This is a genomic window from Micromonospora sp. DT81.3, assembly GCF_049847225.1.
Classification (GTDB): Bacteria; Actinomycetota; Actinomycetes; order Actinomycetales; family Microbacteriaceae; genus Microbacterium.
In genome coordinates this window covers 1-21,514 of sequence record NZ_JBNCNY010000021.1, presented here as the reverse complement: position 1 = coordinate 21,514, position 21,514 = coordinate 1, and the positions used below count along the sequence as shown (strand labels likewise).

The 21,514-nt window shown below is 65.3% G+C and carries 20 protein-coding genes and 1 pseudogene; 10 read left to right on the top strand and 11 right to left on the bottom strand.

Annotated features, from left to right (window positions below):
• Window positions 1-254 (bottom strand): annotated as a pseudogene (locus ACPW96_RS22640) (hypothetical protein); the annotation flags it as partial.
• Window positions 255-354: 100 nt separating this feature from the next.
• On the opposite strand from ACPW96_RS22640, the gene ACPW96_RS22635 reads away from it, so the two are divergent.
• Window positions 355-1,020: a TetR/AcrR family transcriptional regulator C-terminal domain-containing protein gene (locus ACPW96_RS22635; RefSeq protein ID WP_425885925.1), complete on the top strand. Its 666-nt coding sequence runs from the start codon at window positions 355-357 to the stop codon at window positions 1,018-1,020.
• A gap of 270 nt (window positions 1,021-1,290) precedes the next feature.
• On the opposite strand, the gene ACPW96_RS22630 is transcribed toward ACPW96_RS22635, so the two are convergent.
• The gene (locus tag ACPW96_RS22630) at window positions 1,291-1,569 is read right to left on the bottom strand and encodes a hypothetical protein (RefSeq protein WP_425885924.1); all 279 of its coding nucleotides are present in this window, start codon (window positions 1,567-1,569) and stop codon (window positions 1,291-1,293) included.
• A 501-nt stretch (window positions 1,570-2,070) separates the two neighbouring features.
• Here ACPW96_RS22630 and ACPW96_RS22625 point away from each other — a divergent pair.
• The 4 genes from ACPW96_RS22625 to ACPW96_RS22610 all read left to right on the top strand — a co-directional run bounded on the left by ACPW96_RS22625 (window position 2,071) and on the right by ACPW96_RS22610 (window position 6,338).
• Window positions 2,071-2,325 carry a hypothetical protein gene (locus ACPW96_RS22625; protein WP_425885923.1) on the top strand — a complete coding sequence of 85 codons (255 nt, stop codon included), beginning with the start codon at window positions 2,071-2,073 and terminating at the stop codon, window positions 2,323-2,325.
• Between the two features lie 19 nt (window positions 2,326-2,344).
• Window positions 2,345-3,070: a transposase gene (locus tag ACPW96_RS22620; protein WP_425885921.1), complete on the top strand. Its 726-nt coding sequence runs from the start codon at window positions 2,345-2,347 to the stop codon at window positions 3,068-3,070.
• The gene (locus tag ACPW96_RS22615) at window positions 3,057-4,412 is read left to right on the top strand and encodes an alpha/beta hydrolase-fold protein (protein ID WP_425885919.1); all 1,356 of its coding nucleotides are present in this window, start codon (window positions 3,057-3,059) and stop codon (window positions 4,410-4,412) included. The genes ACPW96_RS22620 and ACPW96_RS22615 overlap by 14 nt, the downstream gene beginning before the upstream one ends.
• A gap of 174 nt (window positions 4,413-4,586) precedes the next feature.
• Entirely contained in the window at window positions 4,587-6,338 is a 1,752-nt protein-coding gene (locus ACPW96_RS22610; RefSeq protein WP_425885917.1) for a glycoside hydrolase family 68 protein, read from the top strand.
• 434 nt (window positions 6,339-6,772) lie between these two features.
• Here ACPW96_RS22610 and ACPW96_RS22605 read toward each other — a convergent pair whose 3' ends face one another.
• Both ACPW96_RS22605 and ACPW96_RS22600 read right to left on the bottom strand, forming a co-directional pair.
• Window positions 6,773-7,957 (bottom strand): hypothetical protein, encoded by a 1,185-nt coding sequence (locus ACPW96_RS22605; RefSeq protein ID WP_425885915.1) that lies wholly within the window; start codon window positions 7,955-7,957, stop codon window positions 6,773-6,775.
• A 180-nt stretch (window positions 7,958-8,137) separates the two neighbouring features.
• Window positions 8,138-8,422, bottom strand: a complete 285-nt coding sequence (locus tag ACPW96_RS22600; protein WP_425885913.1) for a hypothetical protein — start codon at window positions 8,420-8,422, stop codon at window positions 8,138-8,140.
• Window positions 8,423-8,447: 25 nt separating this feature from the next.
• Between ACPW96_RS22600 and ACPW96_RS22595 the strand changes: the two genes are divergently transcribed.
• Window positions 8,448-8,717, top strand: coding sequence for a hypothetical protein (locus ACPW96_RS22595; protein WP_425885911.1), 270 nt, complete (start codon window positions 8,448-8,450; stop codon window positions 8,715-8,717).
• Between the two features lie 169 nt (window positions 8,718-8,886).
• Here the strand turns inward: ACPW96_RS22595 and ACPW96_RS22590 are convergent, their stop codons facing one another.
• The 6 genes from ACPW96_RS22590 to ACPW96_RS22565 form a co-directional block, all read right to left on the bottom strand.
• Window positions 8,887-10,083 (bottom strand): hypothetical protein, encoded by a 1,197-nt coding sequence (locus ACPW96_RS22590; RefSeq protein ID WP_425885909.1) that lies wholly within the window; start codon window positions 10,081-10,083, stop codon window positions 8,887-8,889.
• Between the two features lie 172 nt (window positions 10,084-10,255).
• Window positions 10,256-10,663, bottom strand: coding sequence for an ATP-binding cassette domain-containing protein (locus ACPW96_RS22585; RefSeq protein ID WP_425885907.1), 408 nt, complete (start codon window positions 10,661-10,663; stop codon window positions 10,256-10,258).
• Between the two features lie 757 nt (window positions 10,664-11,420).
• Window positions 11,421-12,758, bottom strand: a complete 1,338-nt coding sequence (locus ACPW96_RS22580; RefSeq protein ID WP_425885905.1) for an LLM class flavin-dependent oxidoreductase — start codon at window positions 12,756-12,758, stop codon at window positions 11,421-11,423.
• Window positions 12,755-13,519, bottom strand: a complete 765-nt coding sequence (locus ACPW96_RS22575; RefSeq protein WP_425885904.1) for an ABC transporter ATP-binding protein — start codon at window positions 13,517-13,519, stop codon at window positions 12,755-12,757. Before ACPW96_RS22575 ends, ACPW96_RS22580 begins: the two co-directional genes overlap by 4 nt.
• Window positions 13,495-14,376 carry an ABC transporter permease gene (locus ACPW96_RS22570; protein ID WP_425885902.1) on the bottom strand — a complete coding sequence of 294 codons (882 nt, stop codon included), beginning with the start codon at window positions 14,374-14,376 and terminating at the stop codon, window positions 13,495-13,497. The genes ACPW96_RS22575 and ACPW96_RS22570 overlap by 25 nt, the downstream gene beginning before the upstream one ends.
• Window positions 14,376-15,452, bottom strand: coding sequence for an ABC transporter substrate-binding protein (locus tag ACPW96_RS22565; protein ID WP_425885900.1), 1,077 nt, complete (start codon window positions 15,450-15,452; stop codon window positions 14,376-14,378). Before ACPW96_RS22565 ends, ACPW96_RS22570 begins: the two co-directional genes overlap by 1 nt.
• Window positions 15,453-15,715: 263 nt before the next feature.
• Between ACPW96_RS22565 and ACPW96_RS22560 the strand changes: the two genes are divergently transcribed.
• The 4 genes from ACPW96_RS22560 to ACPW96_RS22545 all read left to right on the top strand — a co-directional run bounded on the left by ACPW96_RS22560 (window position 15,716) and on the right by ACPW96_RS22545 (window position 20,442).
• On the top strand, window positions 15,716-16,288 hold the full coding sequence (locus ACPW96_RS22560) for a flavin reductase family protein (protein ID WP_425885897.1): 573 nt from the start codon (window positions 15,716-15,718) through the stop codon (window positions 16,286-16,288).
• Between the two features lie 1,639 nt (window positions 16,289-17,927).
• Window positions 17,928-18,371, top strand: coding sequence for a hypothetical protein (locus ACPW96_RS22555; RefSeq protein WP_425885895.1), 444 nt, complete (start codon window positions 17,928-17,930; stop codon window positions 18,369-18,371).
• 332 nt (window positions 18,372-18,703) lie between these two features.
• A complete protein-coding gene (locus tag ACPW96_RS22550; protein ID WP_425885893.1) occupies window positions 18,704-19,798 on the top strand; it encodes an ATP-binding protein in 1,095 nt (364 codons plus the stop codon).
• 74 nt (window positions 19,799-19,872) lie between these two features.
• Window positions 19,873-20,442 carry a hypothetical protein gene (locus ACPW96_RS22545; RefSeq protein WP_425885891.1) on the top strand — a complete coding sequence of 190 codons (570 nt, stop codon included), beginning with the start codon at window positions 19,873-19,875 and terminating at the stop codon, window positions 20,440-20,442.
• 256 nt (window positions 20,443-20,698) lie between these two features.
• Here ACPW96_RS22545 and ACPW96_RS22540 read toward each other — a convergent pair whose 3' ends face one another.
• A complete protein-coding gene (locus tag ACPW96_RS22540) occupies window positions 20,699-21,013 on the bottom strand; it encodes a histone-like nucleoid-structuring protein Lsr2 (protein WP_425885889.1) in 315 nt (104 codons plus the stop codon).
• Between the last annotated feature and the right edge of the window lie 501 nt (window positions 21,014-21,514).

Sequence of the window (21,514 nt, the reverse complement as noted above, 5' to 3'; positions counted from 1 at the left end):
GAGACGGAACCCTCTACCAACCGAGGAACACCGAACCCGCCCTTGCAGCTTGACACAGGACATAGGGGCACCCCCCCCCGGATTTCGTCGATCTCACCGGGCTGGTAGAGGTGGAAGTAGTCGATGTAGATGACGAGGAACATGAGGCTTGTCCAGGCTGCGGCAAGCTGGGCCTGCACCGGCATCCCCCGATCTTCCAGCGTGTTCTCGAACGGCCGGTTCTCTCGTGCGGTGTGGGCTTGAGGCGTTCTCATCACAATGCTCCTCGGGGCGATTCGTTACATTCGGGACTTACAGCTGTAAGGGTGTGTTCCGAGCGTAGCCTTACAGGCGTAAGTGCGCAAGGATGGGGAGATGAAGGGGCGCACACCACTGAGCAGTGACAGGATCATTGCGGCGGCCGCCACCGTCGCGGACCGTGCAGGTGCCGCCGCCGTGAGCATGCGCAGTGTCGCGAAGGTGCTCGGCGTTGAGGCGATGTCGCTCTACCATCACGTCCCAAGCAAGGAGGCGCTGCTCGACGACCTCGTCGACTGGGTATTCGAGAGGATCGAGCTCCCCGAGGTCGGCGTTACCTGGCGAGAGGCGCTGACCGGCCGGGCACGATCGGCACGGTCGGTGCTCACCGCTCATCCGTGGGCGCTCGGGATGATGGTGCGCGCCAACCCCGGCCCAGCGCTGCTGCAGCACCACGACCGGCTGCTCGGCGTACTGCTGACCGAGGGCTTCAGCGCCGCGCTCGCAACGCACGCGTTCTCGGCGATCGACGCCTACGTGTACGGCTTCGCGCTGACCGAGACGACCCTGCCGTTCGAACCTGGCGACGGCGCCGAGGAGGCCTTCGCCGCCCAGGTTGCGGCGTCGGCGGAGCTTTATCCGCACATTGCGCGCTCGCGAGCCGAGCTGTTTCGCGATGCCGGATACGCGTTCGGGGACGAGTTCGACTACGGGCTCGAGTTGCTGCTGGAGGGCTTGGAGCGTCGGGTCGCCGACGAGAGCCCCGCGCTACGCGAGCGTTAGTGCGTCCGTATCCGCGAATCTTCCGGCAGCGGGCAGGACGCTCTGCCCCACCTATGCCTAACGGTGATACTGGTCCCATGGGCAGTAGCTCTCGGCTGGCTGCGGCAATCCTCCTGACCATCCTGGCTCTGCTCAGCTTGTCCTCGTGTGGTCTCACTGTGACCGGATGCCCGGGATGGGTGTCGTTCGCGGACGAGTAATCGACCTAGAGGGCGACCCCGGTGGCGCTGGAGCACGTCAAGGAAGCCGGCTTCGGACAGGCTCCCGTCGTCAAGGGCGGCGCGTGACGGCATTGCGCCACACAACGGTGTTCCGCTCGCCGCGGTCAGTATCCCAGGCCACGACGCAGACTCGATCGTTGCTTCCCGTCACCCAAGCAGGCAGACGCTCGGCGGCCTTGTGCGGCCACGAGATCCACGCCCACACCGGCACACGACTCTTCACCCATTGCAGCGGCTGAGGGCCGTACGCGTCCTTGGGAAGGGTGATCGGTGCGAGGTTGTCCATGACAACTTGCAGTTTCTCGTCTGTGACGAGCGTCGAGCCCATTCGGTCGGGATCCTTCCTCCGGCCGAGACCATCCAGCGTACTGCGCCGCGTCCACGGTGCACACCGAGGGTGTGCGCGTCTACCCCCTCACGCTCGAGAGGGCCCTCCCGCACAATTGCGTTCGTGGGGCCGATCCTCATCGGCGAGGTGAGATCGGCCCCCACTCCTATCCCTGCCTGCCGAGAAAGAACCGCCCGCCCGTCTTGCGTCCGTGAGCTACCCGCAGTACAAATCAGTGCGCCTCGTACAGCCGCCTAGTGACCTCGGTGAGGGGGTGGCGGGACGGGGCCTCGCTCACAAACTCGTGGGTTACCGGGTGGAGGTGGTCCGCCCGGCCTATCCGACAGTTGTGGGAGGCCCCGTGTTTACTGAGCGTACGAGTGTTGGGCTGGATGTGCACGCCCGTTCCGTCGCGGCAGCAGCGATCGATGGTGTGACAGGCGAGCTGTTCCAGGCGAAGCTCCCACCGGGGTAGACCGAGCCCTCGACTCGGTGCGGAAGGTGCCGGGTCCGGTCGCGGTCGCGTATGAGGCCGGGCCCACCGTGTTCGGGTTGTATCGCGTCCTCACCGGCGCGGAAGGTATGGTGTGTTGTCGCGGCGCCGTCGAAGCTGCAGCGCCGTCGGGTGACCGGGTGAAGACCGACGCCAAAGACGCGGTGCATCTGGCGCGGTTGCTGCGGCTGGATGAGATTACCTCGGTCGCGGTGCCGTCGGCCGATCAGGAGGCGGCGCGGGATCTGGTGCGGGGCCCGTGAGGATTGTCGTAGTGATCTGATGCGTGCCCGGCACCGGGTCAGCAAGCTGCTGCTGCGGCACGGGATCGTCTACGACGACGGTGACGCCTGGACGACCAAGCACGACCGTTGGCCCGCCAAGCAACACCTGGCTGGCACGGCATCACGGGCCGCGTTCGATGCCGACTATGAGACGGTGCTGCAGATCAAGGCACGCCGAGACCGACTCGACCGGGCCATCGAGGACCTCGCGGCGGACAGTGAGTTCACACCGGTAGTGCGTCGTCTGGGCTGCCTGCGCGGGGTGAGCACGCTGACCGGGTTCGCCTTGGCGGTTGAGATCGGCAACTGGGACCGGTTCACCGGAAACAGCATCAGCTCGTTCGTCGGCCCGGTGCCCAGCGAGTTCTCCTCCGGCCAATCGCGGGTGCAGGGGCCGATCACGGTCGAGCTCGGGTTGGCCGGAGTGCGCGGCATGCTCTCATCCCCTTGTAGCTATCGACAACGCATGATCCAGGTGTGGCCACTGCCACCGCTGCAGTACTGGATGGAGGCGAAAAGCGTGGGGTCGGTTGGGGTCAGCGGTGCGCGCGTTGTTGACCTTTGGCGTGAGACGTCGTGGCCGCGTAGCGCCCGAGGCATCGGCCGGCCCCTCGAAAGGGGGATGTGCGGCTGTCAGTCTCCGTGGAGCCTTTCACGCGCAGCGCAAACATTTTGCGGGGGTTGGCTGCAGATGAGTAAAGGGGCTCACAATGAAAACAGTTGATCGGCGTGTGACGCGCCGTGTTACGGGCGGGTTGGTGGCGGGCGCTCTCGTTGCTACCGCGTTGGTCGCGGGTTCGCCCGCGGCTTCGGCCGCCCCAAGCGTCGCGCACGCGCGGGGTGCTGGCATCGTGCTGGATTCGACCCTCATTACCGAGGTCCTCGCGGCCGGGCAGCGCGTCACCGCTGTAGCCCTGGAGCTCAGACATCGGGTGACCCTCACCGACGGCACCGCGAGGTTTGTCGCGGTGACGACGACCACCGCGGGGGGCGAAACGGTCCAGATCCCCGCGACCGCTGTCTACTCGAATGATGCTCCTGAGATCGACAACGAAGGAAGGAAGGGCCAGTCTGGCCGCTTCCTGATTGTCGACGTCGATGAGACCGACCCGAGGACCGCCACCATCGGCTACGACATCGCAACCGGTCGCACCGTGTCAGTGGTGCAGCCGTACACGGTCAGCTTGGCGACGGATCGGATCCCGGCTAGATGGCTGGCCGCCCTGCCTGTGAGCTTGCCGACGGTGGTCAGCAGCGGCGCGATCGACCCCCTGGTTGACCTCTTCCGGCCATCCACGTACACCGGCTCGAACGGCACCACCATGGACGTGCGGACTTTCTCGCCTCAGAGGTATTTGGAGAACCCCGACGGTGCGGAAACGTACCCGCTGGTCGTCGTGCTGCATGGGGCGGGGGAGAGCGGAGCCGGCAACGGAGCACAGTTGCTGGCAAACCAGAGCGCGGTCGCGTTCGCCGACCCTGACCGCCAGGAAGGTGATCCGAGCTTCGTTATGGCACCCCAGATTAACAGCGGCTTCTGGGACGATGCGAACGTGAGGCAGGCTCTGAGCGAGTTGATCGAGCAGACCGCCGCCACCTATCCGATCGATCCGGAGCGGGTCTACGTCGCAGGTCTCTCCATGGGTGGATTCGGTGTCTACTCTCTCTTGGCGAACTACCCCGACCGGTTTGCCGGAGGTCTTGTGATCGCCGCCGGCGCCTCGCCCGCGCTGACCCCGCTGCTGACCGACGTGCCCCTGTGGATTCATCACTCCGCCGATGACGCCGTAGTGCCGTACTCCTACGCAGCAGAAACCGTCGACCGGATCGAGGCCGCCGGAGCCGTGGTGACCCGCGGCACATGGGCGGGCGATCTGCCTACGGAGGCCGCTGAAGCTCAGGCCCTCGCACTAACCGCCCAAGCCGAGGCGACCGGTAGCCACGTCCTATTCACCACCTACACAGCGGGCACGACCCCCGTGAGCAGCCACGCCTCCTGGATCCCAACGTTCTCGAATGACGTGGTGCTCGACTGGCTGTTGGAGCAGCGCCGCGCCGGGCAGTAGCGCACGATGGCCGCGTCGCGCCCGAGGCATCGGCCGGTCGCTCCTTCAAGTCCATATACCAGGGATGTCGGCCCCTCGAAAGGGGGGTGTGCGGCTGTCAGTCTCCGTGGAGCCTTTCACGCGCAGCGCAAACATTTTGCGGGGGTTGGCTGCAGATGAGTAAAGGAGCTCACAATGAAAACAGTTGATCGGCGTGTGACGCGCCGTGTCACGGGCGGGTTGGTGGCGGGCGCGCTCGTTGCTACCGCGTTGGTCGCGGGTTCGCCCGCGGCTTTGGCCGCCCCGGGTGGTGTGGTGGTGGCCGGTCATGGTCAGCCGCTTCAGGCTGGGCCGGAGCCCACGGTTCACACGCAGGAGGCGTTCGATCCTGAGGATGATTTCACGTCGAGGTGGACGCGGGCCGACGCCCGGCAGATCGAGCGGCTATCCGATCCGAACGCTCCCGCCCGGGAGAATTCGATGCCGGCGTCGTTGACGATGCCGACTGTTCCGCAGGATTTCCCGGACATGTCCGATGGGCAGGTGTGGGTGTGGGATTCCTGGCCGCTGACGGATGAGAACGGGGATCAGTACTCGGTGAACGGGCAGGAGATCATCTTCTCGCTGGTCGCTGACCGGACCCTCGGTTTCGATGCACGCCACCAGTTCGCGAAGATCGGTTACTTCTACCGTCCCGCGTGGCTCACGGACGAGCAGCGTCCCGAGGATGGCGGCTGGACCTACGGCGGACTCGTCTTCGAGGAGGGCGTCACGGGTCAGATCTTCGAGGACCAGTCCTACAGCCACCAGACGCAGTGGTCGGGCTCGGCGCGCGTGTTCAAGGGTGGTGAGATCAAGCTGTTCTTCACCGACGTCGCGTTCTACCGCAACCCGGATGGCAGCGACATCAAGCCGTACGACCCGCGCATCGCGTTGAGCGTCGGCAAGGTGCACGCGGGCCCGGGCGGGGTGTCGTTCAGCGGGTTCGATGAGGTCATCGACCTGCTGCAGGCGGACGGCACGTACTACCAGACCGGGGAGCAGAACCCGTTCTTCAACTTCCGCGACCCGTTCACGTTCGAGGACCCCGCCCACCCGGGCGAGACCTACATGGTGTTCGAGGGCAACACCGCGATGGAGCGCGAGACGGCCACGTGCGACGAGGAAGACCTCGGCTACCGGGACGGCGACCCGTACGCGGAAACCGTCGAAGAGGTCAACAACTCAGACGCGCCGCTCGACATCGGCAACATCGGGCTGGCCAAGGCGCTGAACGATGACCTCACGGAGTGGGAGTTCCTGCCACCGATCCTCTCCGCGAACTGCGTCACCGACCAGACCGAGCGCCCGCAGTTCGTGTTCAAGGACGGGAAGTACTACCTGTTCACGATCAGCCACCGCAGCACCTACGCGGAAGGCCTGGACGGACCTGAGGGTGTTTACGCGTTCGTTGGCAACGGGATCCGCAGCGACTTCCAGCCGCTGAACCACGGATCCGGTCTCGCCCTGGGCAACCCGACGAACCTGAACTTCGCCGGCGGGGAGCCCTTCGCCCCGGACTTCAACCAGCACCCCGGACACTTCCAGGCGTACTCGCACTACGTCATGCCCGGCGGGTTGGTGCAGTCCTTCATCGACACGATCGGCACGAGCGACAACTTCGTGCGCGGCGGCACCCTCGCCCCGACCGTGAGGATCGATCTCGAAGGAGACACGTCCGCCGTGGACTACTCCTACGGCGACGACGGGCTCGGCGGCTGGGCGGACATCCCAGCCAACCTGCACATGTTGACCGTGGGCAAGTACACCGTGACCATCTCCGACGCCACGGTGGAGAGGATCCGCGACATCGTCGGTCCCAGGTTCGACGATTACCTGCAAGGTGAGCCGGTCCCTCCGCGCACCAGAGCACTGATCGAGCGGCTGATCGCGCAGTACGGCGGCTGAACATAACTGAACAGGATGCCCCGGGGTCACACACCCCGGGGCATCCCCATGTCCCGGGTTCGACCGGGTGACCGAGGCCAACCGCACAGATTCGATCGACCCCTCAGCGGGCTTTCTCCCGAGTCGCGGGCGGGCATGAGGTTGATGATCCGCCGCGACAACATGGTCCTGGAACTTCGCGTGCCTCCGGACGTGCTCGACGACGCCAACTGGCGACTTTGTCGCTCAGCACACGCTTTCCTCGGCGGGGGGACCGCGGTGTTGCCGGTGGGCTGCTCGTCTGGCGTGGAGTGGAGGACGGGTCGGTACGCGGCTTCCGCCGCGGGTGCGGAGCTGCTGCTCACCGCCGTCATCAGCGACACCACGATGATGACGGCGGCCCGCGAGCATCCGGGGCCTCGGCCGGCGGAGGCAGACCTCGGAAGGCTGTTGTCTTATGGGGTGACGGCTGCTTGGTCGCTGAGAACGATCTGATCGATCAGTAGATGTCCCCAGTCCGAGCCGGTGTACGTGTCCAGGACCTGGACGACGATTCTCTGGCCAGCGACGGAGCGCAGGTCGATCGTTGCCGGAACCATGGCGGAGCTGTTATTTCCGGTGACCGAACCGATGACGTCGCCGAGGACGACCCCATTCGGGGCGGACGGGTCCTCGACCGCCGCGCGCACAACGACACCTGTCTCGTACGACCAGGGGTTCCTGGGTCGGTCCTCGAACATGACGTTGTCGATCATCAGATGGCCCCAGTCGTTGGTGGCGCGCTCGTCGACGACCTGGATCTGTGCGTCGTATCCGATCCACGGGCGGACGTCCCAGGCGGTCCAGTCCAGTGATGCTGAGTTGTCGCCCGACGCGGTATGCACGGTCTGGCCGTCGACGAGCAATCGCACGGCTGTGGCGCCGGGGGATCCCCACGGGTGGTCGCCGCCGCCGACCAGCAGGTTGATCCAATCCTCGGTGATGGTGAAGGTCGCCGACGTGATGGTGCCCGTCTCCGCGTCGCAGCGACCGACGCAGGTATCCAAGGTAGCGGGCCCGACCTGACCGGTGAAGAAGTTGGTCGAGTTGTGGGCGTTGGCGAAGTCCCCGGATCCGGTCCAACCCAGGGAGGCCAGCGGAACGATGTTCAATCCCATGTCGGACGCTTCGAAGGTGGCGAAGGCAGGGTTGGGTTCGAGGTTGAAGAAATGGGTGTCGGGTACTGGGATCGTGCCACCCGGGCGGTGCGGGTGCTGGCCACCGCCGATCAGAACGTTGAGGTAGTCGGCGGTCGCTGTCATCGGCTGGGAAGTCAGGTGACCGACGCGGCGGTCTGAGTCGTTCCAGCTGTCCAGGTAGAACTGGCCCTGGTAACCGGTGACGTCCTTGCCGGAGTCCGCGTGATTGACCGGTGACATGTGAAACCCCTCGGCGGTCCACTCCGGTCCCGACCAATCCTCGACATCCAGCAGGACGATGTCCGCACTCGAGTCCTCGCCATCCGGCGGCACCGTCTCGGACGTGTTCGCGTACGCTGCCGTCGGCACGGCGAGCACACCGACGACTGCGACTGCTGCAAGTCCTCGGACGTTGCGCCGATACTCTCCGCTACGGGCCTGGGGGTTGAATGGTGTTTTCATGACAAGCATCCTGACATCGTTGTCAGGAAATGTCACGGTCCGAGCGACCGGGGTGCTATCTGACCCCCTTGGGAAGAAGCATCCCCCGACCGGGCGGGGCCGAGTGTGAGCACTCCTTCCCTGCTGGATGAGGGCTCGCCGTGCGCGCACCGTGACCCCACAGGGCGCGCACGGCGAGGGTCAGGCTGTCGCGGCTCCTGTCATGATGGCGACGGCGTCGGTCATCGTGTGGGACTGCGGTGTGATCGTCGCCGCTCTCTTGCCGAGGCGTTGGATGTGGATGCGGTCGGCGACCTGGAAAATGTGGGGCATGTTGTGGGAGATGAGGATGACCGGGATGCCGTTCTCTCGGAGCCGTTGAATGAGCTCGAGGACCTGGTTGGACTCGCGGACGCCCAGCGCGGCTGTGGGCTCGTCGAGGACCACCACTTTGGACCCGAAAGCCGCGGCACGTGCGACGGCCACGCCGCTAGGACAACCCGCCCCGACCGTGGTCCGCCTCGTCGTCGACGGGGACACCGTGCGCTCAGCGACCGGAGCGAACTCGGACGTCCTGGACTGGGTCGCGTGGGATGTTAGCGCGTGGCGCGGACGCGACGCCCGCATCGAGGTCGTCGACCAGCGCACCAGCGGCGACTGGGGGCACATCCTTGTCGATCACATCGTGTTCTCCAACGTACCCGCCGCCCCCTGGTCGACCGAAACTACGGTCCGGGTACTGATCGACGGCGAAGTGGTTGACTCAGTCACCGGACCGTAGTTTCGGTCGACCAGCGCGGGGCAGGTGCCGGGGAGAATGTGATCCGAGCTATCAGGATGTGGCCCCAGTCGTCGGTGCTCCGTTCGTCGACCAGCTCGATACCAGCCGGTTGACGCGGCAGATCCAGGACCGGATGCGACCGGTGTGCGTCGGGTGCGCGCATGTCATTTCAGTTGACGGCTGCGTGGTCGCTGAGGACGATCTGGTCGATCAGGAGGTGTCCCCAGTCCGAGCCGGTGTAGGTGTCCAGGACCTGAACGACGATCTTCTGGCCGGCGACGGGACGCAGGTCGATTGTTGCCGGGACCATGGCGGAGCTGTTGTTTCCTGTCACTGAGCCGATGACGTCGCCGAGGATGACCCCGTTGGGGGCGGAGGGGTCCTCGACCGCGGTGCGCACGACGACACCCGTCTCGTACGACCAGGGACTTTTGGGCTGATCCTCGAATAGGACGTTGTCGATCATCAGGTGCCCCCAGTCGTTGGTGCTGCGCTCGTCGACGACCTGGATCTGTGCTTCGTGCCCGATCCACGCTCGGACATCCCAGGCGGTCCAATCCAGTGAGGGAGAGTTGTCCCCTGTTGCGGTGTGCACGGTTTGGCCGTCAACGAGCAGTCGCACCGCGGTGGCGCCGGGGGATCCCCACGGGTGGTCGCCGCCGCCGACCAGCAGGTTGATCCAGTCCTCGGTGATGGTGAAGGTCGCCGATGTGATGGTGCCCATCTCCGCGTCGCAGCGACCGACACACGTGTCCAGGACACCTGTCCCGATCTGGCCATCGAAAAAGTTGGTCGAATTACTGGCATCGGAGAAGTCCCCTGAACCGTTCCAGCCCAGGGAGGCCAGCGGAACGATCCTAAAACCGTCGTAGGAGTGTTCAAAATTGGCGAAGGCAGGGTTGGGTTCGAGGTTGAAGAAGTAACCGTCGGGTAACGGGATGGTGCCTCCCGGGCGGTGCGGATGCTGGCCACCGCCGATCAGAACATTGAGGTAGTCGGCGGTCGCGGTCATCGGCTGCGATGTCATATAACCAACGCGGCGGTCGGAGAAGTTCCAAGTGTCCAGATAGTACTCGCCCTGGTAACCCGTGACGTCCTCGCCCGACTTGTAGTAACTGCTGGGTCCCCGACGAAAGCCTGTGTAGCTTTTGGCAGCCCACCAGCTCGGTCCAGTGACGTCCTCGCTATCTGGCTCGTTATCCTCAAGGACAATGTCGGCATCCGCATCCGGCGGTGCAGTGTCGGACGCGCTGCCGTACGCCGCGGTCGGCACCGCCAGCACACCCACTACAGCCATTGCCGTTAGTGCTCGAATGTTGCGCCGATACGCTCGGCTGCGGGCCTGTGCCTTGAATCGTGTGGTCATGGAAGCAGCATGACATCGTTGTCAGGCGATGTCACGTCCCAGCGATCGGAGAGCTATGCAACCCGTTCTGCAGAAGCATCTATCGACTGTGCGGATGTGAGAACTCCTCCCCCGCTGCTGGGTGATGGCTCGCCGTGCGCGCTCTGTGACCCGGGGGCGCGCACGGCGAGGGTCAGGCGATCGCGGCTCCGGTCATGATGGCGACGGCGTCGGTCATGATGGCGACGGCGTCGGTCATCGTGTGGGATTGCGGTGTGATTGTGGCGGCGCGTTTGCTGAGGCGTTGGATGTGGATGCGGTCGGCGACTTGGAACACGTGGGGCATGTTGTGGGAGATGAGGATGACCGGGATCCCGTTGTTGCGGAGCCGTTGGATCAGCTCGAGGACCTGGTTGGACTCGCGCGCACCGAGCGCGGCAGTTGGCTCGTCGAGGACCACGACCTTGGACCCGAATGCCCCGGCACGTGCGACGGCCACGGCCTGGCGCTGCCCGCCGGAGAGGTTCTCTGCCGCCACGCTGACATCTTGCAGGGTGGAGATGCCGAGTTGCTGCACTTGCTCGCGTGCTTCCTTGCGCATTCCTGATGTGTCGAGGGCGCGGAAGAGTGAGCCTGCGATGCGGGTTTGCGTCGCTCGCGACCGAGGAACAGATTCGAGGCGACGTCCAGTGCTGGGGAGACCGCCAAGTTCTGGTAGACGGTTTCGATCCCGGCGGATCGTGCGTCTTGGGGTCGTTTGAAGTGCACCTCGTGCCCGTCACCATCGGCTCCACCGCCGCCCAGCGGATCTTCGCCCGACTCGACGGAGCACTCCTCTCCCCAACCACGCTGGCAATTCCCACCACACTCATTGAGCGCGGAACAGGCGAGATCGGACCCTAAACGACCGGCTGCCCGTTGATCTACCGCGAGCTCCAGTCGCCCAGGCGTCAAGGATGGTGTGCGGATGCCCAGCGCGGTGAACATGCCCGCGCGGGTGGCGTCCGGTGCGACACGGCGGCTGTCGCATATCCGTTGAGATACGAGGCGTCTCAGGTCACTCCTCAGGCTACTCGCGGTGCTAGGGGGTGAAGTCGCTGCTGCGCTGCCTGTCGGCTGGTGGCGAGAGTGTCCCCGATCTGCGCAAATCGAGGAGGCGCGTGGTTGTTCTGAACGCCGTCTCGACGGGGTTGACCGGAAGCAATTTGAAGAAGCCGTTTCATGGTCACGCCGTCGCCGCGCGGGAACGATGCAAGACGGCATCCGTTTGCGAAGCTTTCCCTCTCGTCGACATTCCGCCCTCGAGAGGAACCGCCCGAAACCGGCGTCGCGATGCCGGGGCCCTGGGACGGTGCGGCTCAGCCGACGGCGGCGAGCGAGTGCTGGTTCGCGGGGCGCGGTAGACCGTAGTGCTCGCGCAGTGTGGTCCCCTCGTACTCGGTGCGGAACAGGCCGCGTTCGCGCAGGATGGGCAGCACCGTCGCGACGAACACCTCCAGGCCCGACGGTAGCACCGCGGGCATGATGTTGAAGCCGTCCGCCGCACCGGTCTCGAACCAGTGCTGGATCGTGTCCGCCACCTGCAGGGCGGTCCCCGCGAACGTGCGGTGCCCCCGGCCACCGCCCAGGCGTCCGATCAGCTCCCGCACCGTAAGGTGCTCGCGCCTGGCGAGATCGACGATCAGCGTGTAGCGGCTTTTCGCTCCCTCGATCGAGTCCTCCCCCGGCAGGTTCTCCGGGAGGGGCTTGTCGAGGGGGAGCTGTTCAGGCTCGAGACCGAGAGTTTTCGCCAACTGCGCCCGCGCGTACTCCGGGGCGATCAGCCGGTCGAGCTCCGCGTCGAGCTCTCGCGCCTCGGCCTCGGTGTCACCGATCACCGGAACGAGCCCGGGGAGCACCTTAAGGTGCTCCGGATCACGTCCATTCGCGATCGCGCGCCGCTTCACGTCCGCGTAGAACGCCTGCGCCTCCTCGATCGTCGGCTGGGCGGTGAAGATGGCCTCGGCCCAGCGGGCGGCGAAGTCCTTGCCGCTCTCACTGGACCCCGCCTGCACGAGCAGCGGATACCCCTGGGGACTCCGCGGCGAGTTCAGCGGGCCCTCGACGCTGAAGTGCTCGCCGCGGTGCCTGATCGGGTGCACCTGTTCGGCGTCGGCGTGCACTCCGCTCTCCTTGTCGGCGATGATCGCGCCGTCTTCCCAGGAGTCCCAGAGCTTCGTCGCGACCTCGAGGAACTCGGACGCCCGCGCGTAGCGCGCACTGTGCAGCGGTTGTTCCTCGAGCCCGAAGTTGCGCGCGGCCGCCTCCCCCGCGGTTGTCACGATGTTCCAGCCCGCCCGCCCGGCCGAGATCCAGTCGACGGAGGAGAGTCGCCGGGCGAGGTTGTACGGCTCGTTGTACGAGGTGGATGCGGTGGCGATGAGGCCGATCCGCGACGTGGTCACCGCCAGCGCCGTCAGTAGGATGGTCGGCTCGATGCCGCCCTGCGGACGGCGCCCCACATCGCCGAACAGCGCCGGCGCGTCGGCGAGGAACAGCGAGTCGAACTTCGCTTCCTCGGCGATCCGGGCGAGCCGCTGGTGGTACTCGAGGTCGAGCAGAGCGTTCGGATCGGACTCCGGCAGCCGCCACGACGCCTCATGGTGGCCGGTGTCGTGCAGGAACAGGTTGAAATGCAGCTTCCGCTGAGCGGTCATGAGATCTCCTGAGAGTCGTCGAGGGATGGGGTTGCCGCGTCGATGTCGACACCGAGCGATGCGAGCAGCAGCTCGCGGTACCGCACGAAGTGCGGATGCGCGGCGTTGCGCTTGGCTGGCAGGTCGATGTGTAGGTCGAGCGAGAACCGACCGTCCTCGATGACCAGTACGCGATCCGCCAGCAGCAGTGCCTCGTCCACGTCGTGCGTGACGAGCAGCACCGCCGGGCCGTGCACCCGCAGCAGGGTCCGAAGGAGGCCGTGCATGCGGATGCGGGTGAGCGCGTCGAGCGCCCCGAGCGGCTCGTCGGCGAGCAGCAGTTGCGGCTCGCTCACGAGCGAGCGGGCCAGAGCCACGCGCTGCTGCTCCCCGCCGGAGAGCTCGTGCGGCCAGGCACGCTCGCGACCGCCGAGGCCGACCTCCGCGAGCACCTGCCGCCCGCGTTCCTTGATGCCGGCTCCGGTCTGCCCGAGCACGATGTTCTCGAGCACACGCAGCCAGGGCAGCAGACGGGCGTCCTGGAACACCAGCGACACCCGCTTCGGCACCCACACCTCGCCGGACCCTGCGACCGAGTCGTCCAGTCCGGCGACAGCGCGCAGCAGCGTGCTCTTGCCCGACCCGCTGCGCCCGATCAGGGCGACGAACTCGCCGCGGATGATCTCCAGGTCGATGCCGGCGAGCACATCGCGGTCCCCGAAGGACCTCCGTAGCGCGACAGTGCGCACAGCAGTGGTCAGCTCGCCAGCGTGCGTCGCCATGACAGCACCTTCCTCTCCAGGTGACGGACCAGCGCGTCCGACACGAAACCGAACGCTCCGTACACGACGAGGCCGACAAGGATGATGTCGGACTGCGCGTACAGCTGCGCCTGCGACATCATGTAGCCGATGCCCGAGGTCGCGTTGATGGTCTCGACCACGATCAGCGCCATCCACGACCCGACGACTGCGACGCGGAACCCGACGAAGAAGCCGGGCAGCGCCCCGGGCACGAGCACGGAGCGGATGTACTGCCACCGGCTCAGCCCGAGCGATTCGGCCAGCTCGATCTGCTTGCGGTCGATGCTGGTTACGCCGCTGTAGGTGTTGATGTAGATCGGGACGAGCACGCCCAGGGCGATGATCGTGACCTTGAACTCCTCTCCGATGCCCAGCCACAGGATCAGCAGCGGGATGAGCGCGAGCACCGGAATCGCCCGCTTGATCTGCATCGTGCCGTCGACCAGGGATTCCCCGAGTCGCGAGAGTCCGGCGACGATCGCGAGGACCACACCCGCGACCGTTCCGATCGCAAGGCCGAACACGGCCCGTGACAGTGATGCGCCCACGTGCTCCGCGAGCGTCCCGTCTGCGATCAACGTCCATGCGGTGCCGGCGACCGCGTCAGGACCGGTGAGCAGGCGCGGATCCAGCAGACCGAGAGCGGATGCCGACTGCCACACGACCACGATGATGAGCGGTCCGAGCAGACGACTGCCGGGAAAGGACCGGCGCCGCCCGAGTCGGTGGCGCCGCGACTGGCGGACGAGTTCGAGGAGCTGCGGGCTCGTCCGCCCGTCGTCGGGGCGCGGCGTGGCGATGACCGGGGTCTCGCGCGTGATCGATCTGATCGACATCATCTCTCCTTCGTGTACTCGTCGGCGACGGCGGCGACCGCGTCACTCTCGAAGCGCCGGTCGAAGAGCGTCTCGGCGTCGAAGTGGTCGACGTAGCCTTCTTCGTGCAGCAGGTCGATCGATGACTGCGCCCACTCGACCGCGTTGTCCCAGTCGCGGGGGAAGTACGGTGTGTTGGCGAGCGCCCAGATGCGGTCGGCATCCGTGGCGCTGAGGCCCTCCGTGTCGACGAAGTAGACCTGCTTCCACTCCTCAGAGTTCTCCCACGCCCAGACCTGGGCCTGCGCCCAGGCGCGGATGTATTCGCGGACGGCCAGAACGCTGTCCTCGTCGGCCAGCACGCTCGTCGGCGCCCACAGCACGGTGAGCAGGTCGGGCTCCTCGGCGAGCAGCGCCACGGCGCCGTCCGTGCCGTACTGATCGATGTATTTCGTGAGCTCGGGCTCGGAGAGCGGTGCGACGTCGACCTGACCGCCTTGCAGAGCCGTGAGGAACTGGGTGCTGGGCAGGGCGACAAGCTCGACGTCATCGGTGTCGATGCCGGCGGTCCGCAGCGTGCGCAGCACGGTGTCCCCCTGCGACTGCCCCTGCGAGAAGGCGATCTTCCTTCCCTTCAGGGCGTCGAACGACTCGAGGTCGACCCCCGGTGCCGTGGCGAAGACGTAGGAGGGCTTCGGCCGCTCGAGCACGGCAACGATCCTGGCGTCGAACCCGATCTCGTGCGCCTGAATCGGCGGGATGATCGCGTTGCTCGCGATATCGAGAGCCCCCGCCCGGAACGCCTGGATGACATCAGGGCCCGCCGCCACGTTCACCCATTCCTTGACCGTGAAACCGAGCGGGTCGATCGCGGAGCCCGCGGCTTCCAGCTGCAGCTGCGTCTGGCGCCCGGCGATGCGCAGGGCGGCGTCGCCGGATGGCTTGCCCGTGGGCAGCGCCTCGGATGCCGACTGCTCACTCGCCGCCGAGCTCGAGGTCGCACAGCCGGCGAGCAGCAGCAGGGCGGCGAGTGCCCCGGCGGCGACGGACATCCGTCGGGCGGACCGGTGTGTGCGGACGGATCGGGGGGCTGTCATGTCGTCTTCGCTTTCGCTGGGGGTTGCCGGGAATCATGCGGCGCTTTTTGCACTGGTCAAATAACGCTCGATGCTCATCGAGTGATGTCTGCGACTGATCATGTGGCAGCCGATGTACGGCCGCGCGTTCGGTTGCCCAGTGTGTACGCACGTTGCGCCGTGTGTTCCCACGTTGCGCGCCGTGACGGCAGAGTTTCGCGCTGTGACGTCGCTGATCCCGCCCCGGCTGCACGCGGCCCGATCAGTCAGTAACGTCCTCGGCTATGAGTCAACCCGCACGCACCGCAGAGCGACCCAGCGGCCACGCACACCCCGCCTTCGGCTCCTCGCTCCCAGCGGATGACTTCAAGGCCCTGTTCCGAGGGCACCCCGGAGGTGTCGCCGTCATCACCGCGGACGCGGGAGACGGCCCGGTCGCCCTGACCGCGACATCCGTATCGTCAGTCAGCGCCGATCCGCCCCTGCTGATCTTCTCAATCTCGGCGCAGTCCTCCGCCGCCGCGGTGCTGACGCGGGCCGAGACGATGGTCGTGCACCTCCTCGACGCACACGACCTCGACATCGCCAAGCTCGGTGCGACCAGCGGCATCGACCGTTTCGCCGAGACCCACCGGTACTCGCGACTGGTCACGGGTGAGCCGGTATACCGGCACGTGCGGGCATGGGCGCGCTGCGCCGTGATCGAACGAATGGATGCCGGAGGTTCCACCGTGATCGCAGCGCACGCCCTGCAGTCACACGTCGAGCGCGACACCGCCGCCGGGACCTCCGGCGACCCGCTGGTCTATCACAACCGTTCATGGCACCGCCTCGGCGACCACTCCCGCATCCAATAGCGCCTCGCTGACGCCAGCCGAGAGAAGACGGACACTGCGACTATGACCTTCTTATTCAACTCCGCCAGCGAATCGATCACCGGCATCGGTGAAAGCCGCGCCCACCGGAACCGAGAACGGTCGCTCAACGACTCGTTAGCCACCATGCCGACCGGGCGGCACGCAGTCGACAACAATGGGTGTCTTGTAACCCTTGAGATATGCGAGGCCGAGGTTACGAGACACCTTGGGCGGCTCACAGAGTGTTGGTCACTTGTGAACCGAAAGTTGCCGCCCACTCGTCGACGCTAATGATTCTGACCTTCCGCAGCAGATCGGGTCGCAAGTGGCGCTGCATCACTTATGCCTCGGTGATGCTGTTCCCGAGGGGCGTCGCGGGCGCCACGGTGGCCACCCGATCGCCGTGGCGATCGCGTAGATGCTCCTATCCGGCGCTCGACGCGCTACGCCCTCGTTCGAAAAAGCCACTAGACCGGAGGCTCATCGCCCGAATTGACAGGCTGTGTTATGCGGAGGATGATCCACCCCAGAGGGCTCGAGTCTCGGATCAGGTAACCCGACGCGGTTGATGATGAGAGCCGATGTGTGGGATCGCGACAAAGGAGTCCGTCATGGCTGGCGTAGACCAAGCACTTCTAGAGCGTATCGGAATAACTCAGCTTGCTGGGCCCGGAACTGCTCTGGAAGACGACCCGCCCCTTTTTCATTTCGACGTCGAGGGCGAGGATATGCTCGCTCTCCTCGCTGACCCGGGTGGCTTCTTGCAACGGCTCGATCTAGGCCCATCGAAGGGCATCGCGCCAGGCGGCAATGTGCACGTGCTTTACAGCGGAAAGCACGCTTGGACTGGCAGTGAATGGACCGTGGCTAGCCTGAGCGGTGGCGTCGAGACATGGCGAGGATGCTGCTACGTCAGCGACGACTCAGTTACGTGCCATAAGCACTCGCAGAACTAGCGATGAATCTGGGCCTGCACCGCACGACCGATCCGCAACACCGCAGACCGCAACTGCGACAACGATTGATGCCTTGTCTGGCGTCAACGCATTGGTGGATGACGAGATCAAGGCCGCCTCTTCGCCGCGCCACGGGAACAGGAATCGGCGGGCGGCGCACCCGAATTAGGCTCGACCCCGACCCGCCCCACCTCAGCCCACCCAATCTCGCAAGAGCTGGATTAGCCGACCGCGCTGTCGGCGAATGCCTCCATTGAAGAAAGAAATGCTGCTAGCACTTCGCGTCCCCGAAACGGGCCACGTTGCGGTCGCACCTGCAGCAGTTCGCCAGCCAGAGGCGTTGGGGATACTCTTCATTGCGCCCCCGCAGGTGTTGTTGATAATTCTCCGTAGTCACGATACTTCGACGCACGACCGGCAAAGCTCGAGGCGGGTGGCCAGCGCGCAGTAGCGCTGGGCCGCTAGCGTTCGGGTAGCGTTCGTGGCCCGCATGTGAATCGTCTGTCAGTCGTAGAGCGTTGCGCTGAGGGATCCCTTCCGCAACATGCGCGGACGCGATGTTGCCGGCCGCATGGCGGGCGACGATACGGGTGCGTCCCTGCCGGCGCAACGCTGACCATCACAGCGCTTACCCGTCGTTAGGAGTAGCCTGAGCCGGAGTTCCTCATCGACGAGGAGGTACCATGCGCACCCACAAGAAGGTCATCGCACCCTGCCTCGCTTTCGCTGCGCTGGTCCTCGTCACCCTGACAGCCGCGTCGTGCGCCTCGAAGGTTGACGATGTGGCTCGGGCACTTGGCGTTACTGCTGACGAGGCGAAAATCATCATCGGCGCTCAAGCTGACAACGCTGAATCAACTGCGACTCGGTGGCTTGACGACTTCAAGAAGTTCCAGCCTGACGAAGACATTAAGTTGGCCTGCGGATTGCTCCTCGATTCGATGGGTGTTCCGTCGCCAATCCCTCGGACGGACGAGGAGCTTCGAAGTCTGCTGCAGTTCGTAGTCGGAGTCCCCGAGGCAACCGCAGTCCAGTCTGAAGTCAGCCGTTCTCTGATCGTGGACAGCCCGAGCCCGGGACTCGGAGCGGCGATCGAAGCGTTCAGGATCAAGTACTGTCCGGGGTGAGCGTGGGATCACTCTGACGCGACACGCTGACTGTCTCGAATCCCTTGAGATATGCGATGCCGAGGTAACGAGACACCTTGGGTGGCTCACAGAATGGGCCGGTCGACCATCCGCACATAGATCTGACGGCGCGAAAGCTGCACAGGGCATGGAGCACCAATCCCGTTGGGGACTGTGGTTCTAACGGTCCCTGATCTCGATCCGGAGTTCAGCATCCGTTATCGTCTTTTATAGAACGATTGATCGATAACGAACTGTAACGACGAGGGGCGCTGATGCAACCGAGCCCATACACGCCAGGCGAGGTGGCGCGGACGGTGCCTGGTCGTGCTGTGCAGCTCGGGGAGTTTGAAGAACGCCTCTCGTATCTGGTCGATCTGGGGCGCCTGGTGGGCCGCATTCGTGTGGATCATGCGCCTCGTGGTTTGGGTAAGACCTCATTGCTGAGGCAGTACCAGCGTCGCGCCCGGGAGCGTGGAGCGCAAACAATTTGGGTGACCGCCGGAGAAGAAGGTGTTGGACTGATCGCCCAGATCGCTGCGGAGATCGAGCGGGAGAGTGCCACCTGGCGTTCCGGGACACGCACGGCACTGAGCAGGCACCTGGAGTCCCTCACTCTCCGGGCCGGCATTCCCCAGATTGTTGGCGTCGAAGCAAAGCTCAAGCCGGACAAGGCAGCCACCGCCGGCGGGTACAGAGAATTGGAAGCCGTTCTTCGTCTAGCGGCATCGAGCGATGATCACACGGGGCTGGTCATTCTCATCGATGAGATCCAGGCGGCGGACCCAGCCGGGTTACTCACGCTCGCATACGCATGGCAGCATCTGCAATCCGAAGGGACTGACGTGCCGGCCGCCGTCTTCACCGCCGGCCTACCGAACGCACCTGAGAAAATCTCTTCCGCGGTGACCTTCAGCGAACGGTTCGCTTACCGGCCCCTGCTGCTGCTTGGCCGCGAGGCGGAAGAGGTGGCGATTTCCGCACCGGCGCGCCACCTCGGGGTGGTGTGGGAAGACGATGCTTTGGCTGCCGCTTTCGAACTCGCGGCCGGCTACCCCTACGCGGTGCAGCTGATCGCTGACGCGACATGGACTGCCGCGGGGCATCCTGACCCCGGCGGTCGAATCACGCTCGACCACGTAACCGTTGGTCGCCATGCCATGAAAGCCGATCTGGACGCCCTGTTCCGCGCCCCATGGGGCAACGCCACCGCCGGCGAACGCGAACTGATGACCGCGATGGCTTCGCTGGGAGACGAGCCGGTCCAACGCGCGGAGGTTGCCCGCGTGCTGGGCGTATCCAGTGAAAGCCTGTCGATGCCTCGCGCTCGGCTGATCGACAAGGGACTCATCCAGTCCGGCTCACGGGGCAAAATCGAGTTCACGATCCCAGGATTCGCAGCCTTCATCCGCGATCTCGACGGATAACGCACCAGCGCTACCCACCGACCCCCCAGCCGGTCGTTGAACGGGTCGCTGAGCTGGGGCGATAGTGTTCGCGCATGGGCGTCGAGAATCAACCGACCGATCTCAACGTCGACGTGCGAATAACGAGTGATAACCGTGACGACGACCACCTGCTCGCGGCCTTCTTTGCCTCCTTCTCGATACGAGACGACAACGGCGACGAGACGGGTGTGGGAGGAATGTCCGGCTGGATCGTATGGAGCGGGTTTGAGGACGTCGCCCCAGCAGCCGACTCCTTGAGTGCAGATGCCGCTCACATCGGTCGCGTGGCGCATGAGGTCATGGAGCAACTCCGCGAGGACGACCCGTTCCTTGAAGACATCCTCCTGCTCGACCGCATTTGGATCGAGCCTCCTTGGCGTCGCCGACGCCTCGTGAGCCCCATGATTGATCGGTTGATGGGGTTGCTTCGGCTCGATGTAAACGGCTGCGTCATAGTCACGGAGCCCGAGCCGCAAAAGCCGCAAAAGAAGGGCGGTGGTCCGTATGCGGATGGCGCTTCCCGCGACAGAGCAATGGATGGGCTTGTGCGGTCACTTCGAGTGGCGGGATTTGAGCGGTGGAAGGACGAACGCGCGATGTGGAAGTTGGCGGATGGCACCTGACTGACCGCTCTGAACCGATCGCTGCTCGCGCACTGCCGTCGTCCTACTCAAATAGTCGGTACCGGCCGTCCAACTCGTCAGGCGTCACGCGCGTCTTCGCCACAAGTGCCGGTTCACTGACCGTCCGCAAGCGGGTCCCTCGGCGGAGCAGGTCCGCGTCTCGCAAGGGATCCCCCTGCGGGGCGATATCTCTTTCCGCCGATCGCCGCCAGCGGGATGGCGATTGCCCCGAGAGCTGGTCGGCAGGGGGCGCCTTTCAGCGGTTCTTGTACTGGTCTCGGACGCTGCGCGGAATGCGACCTCGGGCGGATACCTCGATGCTGTTATCCGCCGCCCGTGCGCGAATCGCTGCGGGGTCCTGCTCCACCTGCGACTTGGCGGGTCGGGCGCCTCCACGGCTCGTGGATCTGGCGGCCTCGATGAACGGCGAAAGCGCGGCGTCGAGCGCGTCACGATTCTTGCGCGCGAGGTCAATCTCGTATGTGGCGCCTTGGTAGGTGAATGTCACCGTCTCGGCGCTGTCTGACCCGTCGATGTCATCTACGACGCTGACGACAGTCTCTGTAACCATTGCGTGTCTCCTTGGGCATGGCGAGGTGGAGCCGCCCTCCGGGACCCATCTTGGAGGCGGATCCGACGATTGCGACCGGCGACGGATTCGGGTCTGTCGCCATATCAGACACTAATACGCTTTTGGATCGCTGGCACCGAACTCCAGAAGACGAAACCACTCAAACTCGCATCCCGGTGCCGGCGGGGATCTGGTCGTGCCCCCGTATTCCGGAACGATTCGTTGAGAGGATGTGGTTGCTTCTGAGAGGAGAAGTGGTCGTATGCCCAGACCGTATCCGTCCGAGTTCCGTGCGCGTGCCCTCGAGCTGGTGAGGTCGGGACGCACCGTCGTCGACGTCGCCGCGACGCTCGGGATCGCGCAGTCCTGCCTCTAACGGTGGAAGCAGCAAGATCTCGCGGACCGCGCCGTAAGACCGCCGTCCGATCCCTGAGTGGGTATTGCGCGGACCGCTCAGGGCGATCAGCCCTGTGGGTTGGGAGTTCGAGGATGATGTCGCGC